General features: G+C 28.0%; 12 protein-coding genes. 7 read left to right on the top strand and 5 right to left on the bottom strand.

The features are described 5' to 3' along the window. The first annotated feature begins 95 nt into the window (after nucleotides 1-95). Complete coding sequence (locus E6A48_RS02750; protein ID WP_219708456.1) at nucleotides 96-2,285, top strand: LTA synthase family protein; 2,190 nt, start codon at nucleotides 96-98, stop codon at nucleotides 2,283-2,285. Here E6A48_RS02750 and thiD read toward each other — a convergent pair. Further along, a complete protein-coding gene (gene thiD / locus E6A48_RS02745; protein ID WP_219708455.1) occupies nucleotides 2,282-3,091 on the bottom strand; it encodes a bifunctional hydroxymethylpyrimidine kinase/phosphomethylpyrimidine kinase in 810 nt (269 codons plus the stop codon). The genes E6A48_RS02750 and thiD overlap by 4 nt on opposite strands. A gap of 18 nt (nucleotides 3,092-3,109) precedes the next feature. Then, nucleotides 3,110-3,820 carry a response regulator gene (locus tag E6A48_RS02740; protein ID WP_219708454.1) on the bottom strand — a complete coding sequence of 237 codons (711 nt, stop codon included), beginning with the start codon at nucleotides 3,818-3,820 and terminating at the stop codon, nucleotides 3,110-3,112. 141 nt (nucleotides 3,821-3,961) lie between these two features. On the opposite strand from E6A48_RS02740, the gene E6A48_RS02735 reads away from it, so the two are divergent. Beyond that, nucleotides 3,962-4,936: a P1 family peptidase gene (locus E6A48_RS02735; RefSeq protein WP_219708453.1), complete on the top strand. Its 975-nt coding sequence runs from the start codon at nucleotides 3,962-3,964 to the stop codon at nucleotides 4,934-4,936. A 31-nt stretch (nucleotides 4,937-4,967) separates the two neighbouring features. After that, nucleotides 4,968-5,495, top strand: coding sequence for a hypothetical protein (locus tag E6A48_RS02730; RefSeq protein ID WP_219708452.1), 528 nt, complete (start codon nucleotides 4,968-4,970; stop codon nucleotides 5,493-5,495). A 44-nt stretch (nucleotides 5,496-5,539) separates the two neighbouring features. On the opposite strand, the gene E6A48_RS02725 is transcribed toward E6A48_RS02730, so the two are convergent. Next, entirely contained in the window at nucleotides 5,540-6,169 is a 630-nt protein-coding gene (locus E6A48_RS02725; RefSeq protein WP_219708450.1) for a lactate utilization protein, read from the bottom strand. Nucleotides 6,170-6,374: 205 nt separating this feature from the next. Here E6A48_RS02725 and E6A48_RS02720 point away from each other — a divergent pair, with 205 nt between their 5' ends. The 3 genes from E6A48_RS02720 to E6A48_RS02710 all read left to right on the top strand — a co-directional run bounded on the left by E6A48_RS02720 (nucleotide 6,375) and on the right by E6A48_RS02710 (nucleotide 8,726). After that, nucleotides 6,375-6,725 (top strand): demethoxyubiquinone hydroxylase family protein, encoded by a 351-nt coding sequence (locus E6A48_RS02720; protein WP_013244481.1) that lies wholly within the window; start codon nucleotides 6,375-6,377, stop codon nucleotides 6,723-6,725. A gap of 47 nt (nucleotides 6,726-6,772) precedes the next feature. Next, nucleotides 6,773-7,582 (top strand): family 1 encapsulin nanocompartment shell protein, encoded by an 810-nt coding sequence (locus E6A48_RS02715; protein ID WP_013244480.1) that lies wholly within the window; start codon nucleotides 6,773-6,775, stop codon nucleotides 7,580-7,582. A gap of 175 nt (nucleotides 7,583-7,757) precedes the next feature. Continuing rightward, nucleotides 7,758-8,726 (top strand): beta-ketoacyl-ACP synthase III, encoded by a 969-nt coding sequence (locus E6A48_RS02710; protein WP_219708448.1) that lies wholly within the window; start codon nucleotides 7,758-7,760, stop codon nucleotides 8,724-8,726. An 85-nt stretch (nucleotides 8,727-8,811) separates the two neighbouring features. Here the strand turns inward: E6A48_RS02710 and E6A48_RS02705 are convergent, their stop codons facing one another. Next, nucleotides 8,812-9,552 (bottom strand): TRM11 family SAM-dependent methyltransferase, encoded by a 741-nt coding sequence (locus E6A48_RS02705; protein WP_219708446.1) that lies wholly within the window; start codon nucleotides 9,550-9,552, stop codon nucleotides 8,812-8,814. A gap of 108 nt (nucleotides 9,553-9,660) precedes the next feature. Between E6A48_RS02705 and E6A48_RS02700 the strand changes: the two genes are divergently transcribed. Beyond that, nucleotides 9,661-10,836 (top strand): acetyl-CoA C-acetyltransferase, encoded by a 1,176-nt coding sequence (locus E6A48_RS02700; RefSeq protein ID WP_219708445.1) that lies wholly within the window; start codon nucleotides 9,661-9,663, stop codon nucleotides 10,834-10,836. 60 nt (nucleotides 10,837-10,896) lie between these two features. Here the strand turns inward: E6A48_RS02700 and E6A48_RS02695 are convergent. Beyond that, on the bottom strand, nucleotides 10,897-11,985 hold a 1,089-nt coding region (locus E6A48_RS02695), incomplete at its 5' end, for an FAD-dependent oxidoreductase (RefSeq protein ID WP_219708443.1).

Genomic DNA, 11,985 nt, shown 5'->3' with positions numbered 1-11,985 from the left:
TTTAAAGCAATTTTTTACAATATTAATATATAATAAAAAATATTTACATAATTTTATTTTTACAGTTTTATAATAAAAAATAATACGAAAAGAATATGAAAAACAAATTATATAAATACATTATAATAACAATAATTATATCAATATTAATACTAATACCTCTATCAATTATGGGTAATTTCAAAAGAACTACATATATCTCAGACTTTAAAAATATTGTAGAAAATAAATATTCTTTTTCTTTTAAATATAAATCAAAAATTTTTAAAAATAATAAAATATATGAAATACAGCCAAACACAAACCAAATAATAAAAGATATAATCTCTATTAAGTTTAAAAATGGAAGCTCATTCGGAACATTAATTACAGATAAGAAACTAAATACAAACGACAAAATAGAAAATATAGAATACAAGTTAAAATTAAAAAAAGAAGTATTTATATTTTTTATTTTAATAATACTAATATTTCCAATACTGTATTTATATATAATACCAAACATAATAAAAAACTATAAAACATATATATTTCTTCTAATAATACATACTCTACTCTACTTCTCAATAACTAAATTAATTCTTCCATCATTTTCAATGCTCAAGTTACAAACAAATGTTTATGATATACTGTACTCATATTTATTTGTAATAATTTCATATAATTTACTAAGTTATATACCAAATTTTATACATTTTAAAAATCATAGAATAATTTTCACAATACTATTTTGTGTTATAACAAATTTTTCTTTTTTTGTGATAGAAACTATAGCATTGAGTGTGTTAGATATGGTAATACTTTTTTCTGATATGCCAAATCTATATTCTTCACTTATAACAGTGCTTCCTCTATATATGAAAATTATAACAATACTATCTACTATAGTATATTTCTCTTCAATATTATTTTTGTTATCGTTATTTATATGCAACTTATATAGAATGTTTAAAACAAAAAAATCAAATGCAATAATTATGATATTATCAATCATAGCTATATCATATATTTTATTTTTAAGACCAAACAAAGTTGACATATGGAGCATAGATTTTTTAAGAAATGCCAACAAAAGAGGAATAATATATACACTCAATTACAGAATAAATTATGACAGAATAAACAATATAAAGCCAAGCAAAGAAGCAGTATTAAACTCAATAAACTTATTAAAAGCTTACGAAGAGAAAAGAAACTTATCAAATTTATTATTACAAGAAAGCGAAAATAAAAGGGATATATTTCTAATATTTTTAGAATCTTTTTATGATTATTCTCATTTTGTAAAGCTATTTAATAAAGACCCCTTCCCAAAAGAATATAGAAAATGGGCAAATGCATCACAAAAAATATCGCCAAATGTTAACAATGGAAGTTTTTATGCAAGACTAGCAGGACTTACTGCTTCAAGCCCTCTGTATCCTAAAACTCAATCAGAAAAAATAAATAACACTTTAATAAGCCTTTTAAATGAAGAAGGATACTACACTTTGGCATTAGAAGAAGCATTAAACACATACAACCTTAAAACATTCTATCCTTCAATAGGTTTTAGCAATTCAATATTCGGTCTAAACATCACAAATATAAACAAATACTTAGAAACTAATATAAATAATCTTAAAAAGCCTATATTTGTATCTGGCTTTACAATTTTAGGACATACCGATTCACATATAGAAAATGATTTTAATATAGCAGAAAAAAATAAAAAGTTTATGAATTATTTTAATGGCAATGATAAACTCAATCTCATAGAAACTATGGACAATTCCGTAATGGCAGCAATGGAAATAATAAAAATTAGAGACACAATACTAAAATATTCACCAAATGCATTGATAATATTTAAGCATGACCATTTGTATCCATATTTAAGAGCAATAGTAGAGCGTTCAAGTATGGACGAAAATATAAAGAAAAGCTTTTTAGAAGATAGTACTCCAAGTCCGCTTCTTATATGGGACGGAACTAACGGAGCATACAAAGCACCAGTAAATATTGTTCCAGAAAATATACCAATGTTTATAGCTATTAATGCTGGAGCAACAAATTATAAAAACTCTATTATTTCACTGCTTTACAAAGAAAATATTGATAACACTATAAGCACATATCATAAATATTATAAAATTACTAATAACTCATTAACAATAGAAAATAATGTTGATGAAAACTCTGAAATTTTTAAATACGAAAATGCCCAAAAAATATTGTCGCAAGATATATTTCAAGGTAAAAAGTATTATTATGAGTTAATAGACAGTTTAGAAAAAACTAATTAAAACTTTAAATGTTTCCAAAGTTCATAAAAATGATTAACAGGTCCATGACCTTTACCAACACTATCAACTTTAGCAGATTCTAAAGCATTAAATAAATAATTCTTAGCTAAAATGCATGCTTCTAAAGGAGTTTTACCATGTGCAATATAACTGCAAATAGCAGCAGATAATGTGCATCCTGTGCCATGAGTGTTTTTAGTGTCTATTCTAATAGCATCAAGAAACTCATGTTCTTTAGAGTTTATAAATAAATCTCTTGAAAGCTTTCCATCTAAATGCCCACCTTTAAGCATTACATTTTTTGCACCCATTTTAAGTATATCATTAGCAGCATTAATCATGTCTTCATCTGTAACAATTTTTTTGTTTGTAATATCCTCTGCCTCTGGTATATTCGGAGTAATTACCGTAGAAATAGGTATAATATATTTTTTTAAGCTTTCAACCGCATCTTCCAAAAGAAGCCTATCTCCGCTTTTTGCCACCATAACAGGATCAACTATTATAGGTATATTTTTAGCATTATTCTCTAAAAAATTAGCAACAAGTTTTATTATATCATTATTAAATAGCATTCCTATTTTTATGGCATCTGGAACTATATCATCAAATATGCAATATAGCTGCTCTTCTATAGCATTAATATCTATTTCATAACAGCTTCTCACCCCTTGAGTATTCTGTACAGGCAATGCAGTTAATACACACATTCCATAACAGCCCAAAGCAGAAAACACCTTTAAATCTGCCTGTATACCAGCACCTCCAGAACCATCAAAACCCGCTATAGTTAAAGCTTTAATCATAATAACAAATCCCAATACTTAAGATACTAAATTTTTTTCTATATATTTTTCGTATATAAATTTACAAATTACTTTATGGTCAAAAGAAGATAAATTTTCAAATAAACCAACATACTCCTTACCTATCACTTCTATAATATTTAAAGAGAATGTCATTTTATAAGAACCTATAGACATATAAGTAAGTGGTATATTATATCCAACATTAAGACGTACATGCTCATTTGGTATTAAAAACTTTATACCCCTAGCAGACATCTCTAATATCATACTATGCACTATCTGCTTAGTTTCTTCATGTCTAAATACTATATCATGATTTACATTACCAATAACAGGATATTTTAATCTCTTAGGAAGTAAATTAGATTTAGATAAGATATTTGAAAATCTATTAAAAAAATCTTTTTCATTAAACGGTTTAAACAATATTCCAGCAACCCCTATTTTAAACATGTTGGAAACAAAACCAGGCATAATTTCTGGAACATAAATTAAAACCTTAATATTTTTATATACATCATTATAATACATTTTTTCTAAAATATTATTAGCTTCTTCATCATAAGGAGATGTTTCTATAATAGCAATAGAGAAAGGCATTTTTGAACAAGTAGGAAGTATATGTTTTTTATCTTTTACAGCAACAACATCATAGCCTTGCATAAGTAGTATTGTTGTAATATTATCTCTTATAGTTCGGTTAGAATCGTAAACTAATACCCTCATAAAGCACCTCCATTTGCCTATATATTAATTATAAGATAGTTAAAATTAAAATCAAGAAAAAAAACTAAATTATGATATAATTATCAAACAGATATTTAATGTATGATTTAATTATAATTAATAATAAATTAAGGATAACATATGAAAGAAATAAAAATTACAGATATAGAAAATATAAAAATAGGAAACGCTCAAAATATAGAAGCTGCTACAGGATGCACAGTAATAATATGCGAACGCGGTGCTAATACTTCTCTTGACGTGAGAGGAGGAGGACCAGCTTCGAGAGAAAGCGAACTTACAAAACCATTTGCAACTACCGAAGTTATACATGCTGTGCTATTAAGCGGTGGGAGTGCTTTTGGACTTGATGCTTCAGGTGGAGTTATGAAATATCTTGAAGAGAGAAATATTGGTTTTGATGTGGGGGTTACTAAAGTTCCTTTGGTTTGCGAGTCTTGTATATTTGATTTACGTATTGGAGATTATAAGGTTCGTCCGGATATAGAAATGGGTTATAATGCTTGTATTGATGCTCAGAATAATAATCCAAAAATGGGTAATTATGGAGCAGGCACTGGGGCTTCTGTTGGTAAGATATTAGGTGTTGATTATGCTATGAAATCTGGTTTAGGTTTTTATGCTTTAGAAGTTGATGGGGTTAAAGTGGGAGCTATAGTTTCTGTTAATGCTTTTGGGGATATATTTGATTATGACACAGGAGAGAAATTAGCAGGGCTTTTAGGTGAAGATAAAAAAAGTTTTAGAAGCTCTGAAGAGGAATTAATAAAACTTACAAGAGATAAGGAAATAACATTTACAAGCAATTTGGTAGAAAACACAACAATAGGAACTATTATAACAAATGCTAAGTTTACAAAAACACAAATGGGAAAAATAGCATCTATGGCTCATAATGGGTTTGCTAGAACTATAAAACCTGTACATACTACATTAGACGGAGATAGTATTTATGCTATGTCTGTTGGAGATATTAAGGCTAGTATTGATGCGGTTGGAAGTTTGGCTGCCATTGTAATGGGAAGGGCTATTAATAATGCTGTAAAAAATGCTGAATCTAGTTATGGACTAAAAGCTTATAATGATATTTTTTAATTATTTTTATTAAATTGATATATTTTAATTAATGAGAAAAATATTTATCTTTTTATTAATATTTATAAATTTAGCTTTCAGCAATAATATAAGCAATAATCAATATAAAAATATAGATGATTATGCTGGAATATATTATGGAACATTGATTGCATATTCTGATATAGTAGGAAAAGTGCGTTTACAAAATTTTAAAATAGAAATTTCAAAATCTGGAAATATTAAATCTGTAATACCAACATCATTAATAATAGGAATAGATATAGACACAGATATAGAAGTAAATAAAAACAATATCATAAGAAAATCAAGTAATCAATATGAAGTAATAGATAATATTAAAAAATACATTATACCAAATATATCATCGGTTTCAGCAAGCGGGAATATAATACTTAATTTTTATGATAATGGAAATATTTTAGAAGTAAATGGCAACTGTGAAGGAAGTGTAAGCTTTAATATAGAAGCATTCGATAAAACAATTATAGAGGCCAATAAATCTACAAAAGTAAATATTTACGGAATTTTTTATATCACTGAAAAATCAAATGATTAAATAAAAACTTTTAGTAAACTTAAAGCCTTATAATTTGTAATAGATTAAAAACCTAATTCTTCATCTATAAATAATATATGTATTCTGTTTTTTATATGGCATTTATTTATAATAACAGTATAAGCACATAATCTATCTTCTATATTGCAATTCTCATTACAAACCATATCACCCACACAGCAAGGATTATTTACTTTAAATCTTATAGAGTTTTGTGAAGCAGCAAAATCTTTAGCTCTCTTTAATGCATCTTGTTGAGTGTTGGCAATTTTATTTCTTCCTACAACTAAATATACTTTTTTAGGTCCGTAAATCATAGCAGAAACTCTATTTCCGCCTCCATCTATAGCAATAACATCTCCATTCTTACTCAAAGCATTAGCAGAACATAAATATACATCAGCAGTAAATGCCTTAATCTCTGCCTCTGATTTTAATTCTTTATTGTTTCTGTCTATAAAGTTTTTATAATCTTTTAAATCTTCTAATATACCCATCTGATTAACACTAGTGCTTCCACCGAATGTTATAACATCATCTTTTTTTATTTGAGATAACAAAAACTTTTTAGCCTCTTCCTTGTTTGCAAAACTATCAAAAGCAAAACCTTTTTTATTGAAATTTGTTTTTAATATACTAGATAAATTCTTAAAATATTCTTCTTGAATAGTCATAAAAAACTCCATAAAATAATTAACTAAATATCCTAATAAATTATACTTAATATAAAAATATTTGTAAATATATATCATTTTTTCTTTTTATATTTGTTTTATATGTTGACTTTTATAATTTTTTATACTATACTTGTTATTAGTAATTAATATTAATAAGTAATTTATTGTATTAGTATAATTAGGTATTTCAAAGGAGGAAAATATGCCTAGTTTTGCAAACCCGTTTAATGCAAATGTTGAAAGAAAGATTAGTAAAGAAGAATTAATACAGGCTGTGAGATTGGATATAGCTGGGGAATTAGAGGCTATATATTTATATGATGCTCATTGTATGGCTACAGATGACCCTGTTGCTAAGGCAGTACTCGCTGATATTAGAGATGAAGAAAAGGCTCATGTTGGTGAACTTATGGCTCTTTTAAGACATTTAGACCCTAAAGAGGCTGAACATTTTGCTTCTGGAGAAATGGAAGTAAAAGAAATGATGGAAGAGTTGGGAATAAAAGAACCAGATTTATCAGGTCTTACAGTTGGAAGTTTGAAAAAAGAATAATTATTATTATACTAAATATTATAAAATAAAATTTAAAAGGAGAATATATGGACTTTTTAGCAAGAGATGGTTCGCCTTTTGATAGCGACTTTTGGAGTAAAATAGATAAAGCAGTAATAGAAACTGCAAGCAGAACTTTAATAGGAAGAAGATTTTTAAGTATATATGGACCTTTAGGTTCCGGCACTATAAGCGTGCAATATGATAGAAATGACAGAGAAGAAGTTTTTCAAGATGGTATAGTAAAAACTTCAGGAAGGCATTCTGTGGAACTTCCACAGTTATATCAAGACTTCACTCTTCTTTGGAGAGATATAGAAAATAATGAAAAAAATAAAATGCCTTTAGATTTATCTGTAACATCATTTGCAGCACAAACTCTTTCAAATAAAGAAGATGAATTAATCTTTTATGGAAATGAGTTTGTTGGAGTTACTGGAATATTAAATACTAAAGGTGTACAAAAACTAAAAATTAGCGATTGGTCTGCTGGCGAAAATCCATACATTGATATTGTAAAAGCTATTAATATGATTAGAGAAAAAGGAATAGTTGGAAGAATAATATTAGCTTTGAGTCAGGGATTATTTTTTGACTTACAAAGAATACAGCAAGGTACTGGCATGACTGAAGCTCAAAGAATAACTAATATGATTCATAATCTATATAATATACCTACAATAAAAGGTAAAAAGGCTGCTATTATATGTGTAGAGCCTCAATATATAGATTTAGCTATTGGTGTTGATATGTCCACTGCATACTTAGAGCAAAAAGACCTTAATCATACTTTTAGAATTATGGAAACTGTTTTGCCTAGAATAAAAGAACCTAATGCTATTGTTGTGTTAGAATAATACCCTAATAATTTTTTAAATATTATAAAAAAGCAAAAGTAGGCATATAGCTTATTTTTGCTTTTTTTATAAATAATAATAGTATAACTAAAAAATAGTTACTAATAACTATATCATTTTTTTTTAAAAGTAATATATTCTATACTAGAAAAGTATATTTAAATTGGAGCTTACAATGAAAAGAGCATACATTAAAAACATAGCCTATTATGTACCAGAAAGAATATTAGACAACAAATATTTTGAAAGCATATTAGACACTAATAACGAATGGATAGTAACTCGTACAGGTATAGAAACAAGACATATGGCAAGACCTGATGAAACTATTTTTGAAATGGGAATTAATGCCGTTAAAAACTTAGAAAAAAAAGGTGTGGATTTAAAAGAAGTTGATGCTATATTAGTTCCTACTGTAACAAAAGATTATATATTTCCATCTATGGCTGGACAATTACAACAAGCATTAGGGCTTAATCATTGTTTTGCTTTAGACTTATCTGCTGCTTGCTCTGGATATATATATGCATTAAATACTGCTACTTCATTAATAGAAAGCGGACAATGTAAAAATGTACTGATAGTTTGTAGTGAAAAACTTACTAAAGATGTTAACTGGAAAGATAGAGGCACAGCAATTCTATTTGGAGATGCTGCTACTGCTTCATTAATTACAACAAGAGATGACGGAAAAGGAATAATAGGCATGCATATGCAAAGCGAACCTGACATGAGTATAGTTCTTAATGGTGGAAGTGTTTGTCCTATAAGGGCTGATGATTTGGAAGCTCCTGAGTTTAAAATACATATGGATGGTTCTGAAACTTTTAAGAGAGCTGTTACTGAGTTTTCTAATAGCATAGATAAAGTTTTAGAATCTACTGGAAAACAATTAAGCGATGTTAAATATTTTGTACCGCATCAAGCTAATTTGAGAATCATGCAGGCTGTTGCAAAAAGAATAGGTCTTCCTATGGAAAAGGTAAGCGTTGTATTAAATAAATTTGGAAACTGTTCTTCAACAAGTATAGGGTTAGCTTTAACTGATGCTTTGGATAATAATAAAATTAATGATGGTGATTTAGTTCTTCTTACAGGATTTGGCGGCGGATTTACTTGGGGTTCTACTTTAATGATTTGGTAATAAAACCTTTTTTATAAATATATTACAAAGGATAGCTTTAAGGCTGTCCTTTTTTATTTTAAAAATATTTTATAAAAATTTAATTTTATAAATGCCTTAAATGAACCTTACCGTTTTTATCTATTGTTTTATTTCCTTTCTTATACATTATAAAAAGATAATTAAAACCTCTTAAATAATAATTATATTCTATGGCAGATAAATGATAATTACCCTTACTTAAACTTTTATTGTGCCTTACAACAGAAACTATATCTATTGGCATAAAATATTTACTCATAATCTCAAAAAGCTTAAAACCTATAGGCATAAAAGGATAATCTTTCTCATAAGAATCTGAAACATATAAAGCCATATACCTATCTTTTTTCATTATTCTAAATATTTCAGATATAACTTTCTCCATAGCGTTATAATACTCATCTGTTTTTGCAGTTAATTTTCCTATACAATTTTTTTCATCAGAATAATTTATATGTGTGCTATAAGGAGGGTCAATAAAAACAAAATCTACCTTTTCATCTTCTATAGGTATCTTTCTAGCATCGGCTCTAAAAATATCTTTTCTCTCTAATGCCTTTGGATTAATGTCGTATCCTAAAGCTCTTCTTCCGAGTTCTCTTGCAACATCAATAGTTGTACCGCTTCCAGCCATTGGGTCTACTACCAAATCTTTTTCTTTTGTGTATCTATTTAATAAATTCCATATTATATATGAAGGTGTTGCTCCTATATAATGTTTATGCTTTTCTTCTTCGCTTTTTAAGTATTGCTGGGAAGGGTAATCCCAAAGAGTTGTTGTTTGTAATTCTAACTTCTTTTTCATTTTTCTCATTATACACTATAAAACTATATTAACAAGTATAAACTATTGTAAAACATATTTTTATTGACTATACTATACATAATAAGGTTTTTATTAGGAGATTATATTATGAGAGAAATAGTAATAGCAAGTGCCGTTAGGACACCTGTAGGTAAGTTTTTAGGCTCATTTGCAAACACTTCAGCTGTAGAGCTTGGTACTATTGCAGTAAAAGAGGCTTTAAAAAGAGCAAATATTAAACCAGAGCAAGTTGATGAAACTTATTTTGGTTGTGTTATACAATCAGCACTTCTTCCAAATGTAGCAAGGCAGGTTTCTGTTAATGCTGGTATACCTGTAGAAAAACCTGCATTAACCATAAATATATTATGCGGTTCTGGACTTAGAGCAGTATCAATGGCAGCACAAATGATTAAGGCTGGTGATGCTGATATAGTGGTTGCTGGAGGAACTGAAAACATGAGTATGGCTCCATATACTTCTTCTGCTATGAGAATGGGGGCTAGAATGGGCGAGACAAAAATGCAAGACACTTTACTTAATGATGCTCTTATTTGTGCTTTTGAGCATTATCATATGGGGGTTACTGCAGAAAATATAGCAGAACAGTGGAAAATAACAAGAGAAGAGCAAGATGAGTTTGCTTGCAGAAGTCAAAATAGAGCCGAGGCTGCTATAAAAAGTGGAAGATTTAAAGATGAAATAGTGCCTGTTACAATTAAAACTAAAAAAGGAGAAATAGTAGTTGATACTGATGAGCACCCTACATTCGGTACTACTATGGAATCTTTATCTAGATTAAAGCCTGCATTCAAAAAAGACGGCACTGTTACTGCTGGTAATGCCTCTGGTATTAATGATGCTGCTTCTGCTTTGGTACTTATGTCTAAAGAAAAAGCTGATGAACTTGGAATTAAACCTATGGCTAAAGTTTTAGGTTATGCTACACATGGAGTTGAACCTAGAATAATGGGAATTGGACCAATAGAAGCTAGCAGAAAGGCTTTAAAAATGGCTAATCTCAATGTTGAAGATATGGACTTAATAGAAAGCAATGAAGCTTTTGCTGCTCAGTCTATTGCGGTTGCTCGTGAGTTAAAATTCAATATGGATATAGTAAATGTTAATGGAGGGGCTATTGCTATAGGACACCCTATAGGAGCTTCTGGTGCTAGAATACTTACTACACTTTTATACGAGATGAAAAAACGTGGTTCTAAAAAAGGTCTTGCTACGCTTTGTATAGGGGGCGGTATGGGTACTGCTTTAGTGGTAGAGATGTAATTTATAATTAAAACAATAAATAAGGGTTAAAACTTTTAATAGCTTTAACCCTTATAATTTTTAATTAGATTTTTCTTCGTGATATTCTTCTTCTGTATTAATATTCCAAATACTGCTTTTATCTGTATTATTATTAATTATACAATTAACAGCTTCCATAGCAGAAAGCATAGAATGATCCATATTGTTATATCTATGCATTCCATTTCTACCTATCAAAAATAAATTATCTATTTTGTCTGTATATTCCCTTATCTTATAAAATTCATCATAAACACCTGTATAAGAAGGATAAGCCTTTCTAATTCTAACAATATTAGAAGACACTATATCCTCATCTTTTATCAATTTTAATGATTTCATTTCACCTATAGCAAATTTTATAAACTCATCATCACTCATAGACCATAACTCATCATTTTCAAAACACATATATTCCATACCAACATAATGAAGTTTTTTATCAGAAACCATATAAGGACTCCAATTATTAAATAACTGAAGCCTAGCAACTTTTACATAAGGCTCTTGTATATAAATCCAATTATCCTTTACAATTCCATCTTTATTATGCAAAGCTATGTCTTTTAATAATAATCCAACTGTTATAAAATCTCTATATTGAAGCTTAGATGCTATCATTGATACATCTTGTGGAATTTCACTCATAGATGATATAGAATTAATTAAATCTTTTACAGGCATTGTGGAAATTAAATAATCAATATTATCTATAGTTTCATTATCATTTGAAGTGATTGAAATAATCTTATTATTTTCAATTTTAATTTTATCTATTTTTTTATTAAAATGTATTTTTCCACCCATATTTTCTATTTCTTTTGCTACTGTTTCCCATAATTGACCTGGACCATATTTAGGATATAAAAACTTCTCTATTAAACTAGTTTCTACACCTTTTTGTTTTATATCATTACTTTTCTTTTTTGGTTTTAAAGCATTGATTATAGTTTTCCAAACAGAAAGCCCTTTAACTCTTTGTGCTCCCCAATCTGGACTTAATTCAGAAGGCTTTACTCCCCATACTTTTTCTGTATAATCCCTAAAAAATAAATTATATAATTCTCTTCCAAGTCTGTTAATATAAAATTTTTCTAAAGAATCTACTTTTTTATATGGAAATATAGA

The organism is Brachyspira pilosicoli (assembly GCF_019402445.1).
Classification (GTDB): Bacteria; Spirochaetota; Brachyspiria; order Brachyspirales; family Brachyspiraceae; genus Brachyspira; species Brachyspira pilosicoli_B.
This window is presented reverse-complemented; position numbering and strand designations above follow the sequence as displayed.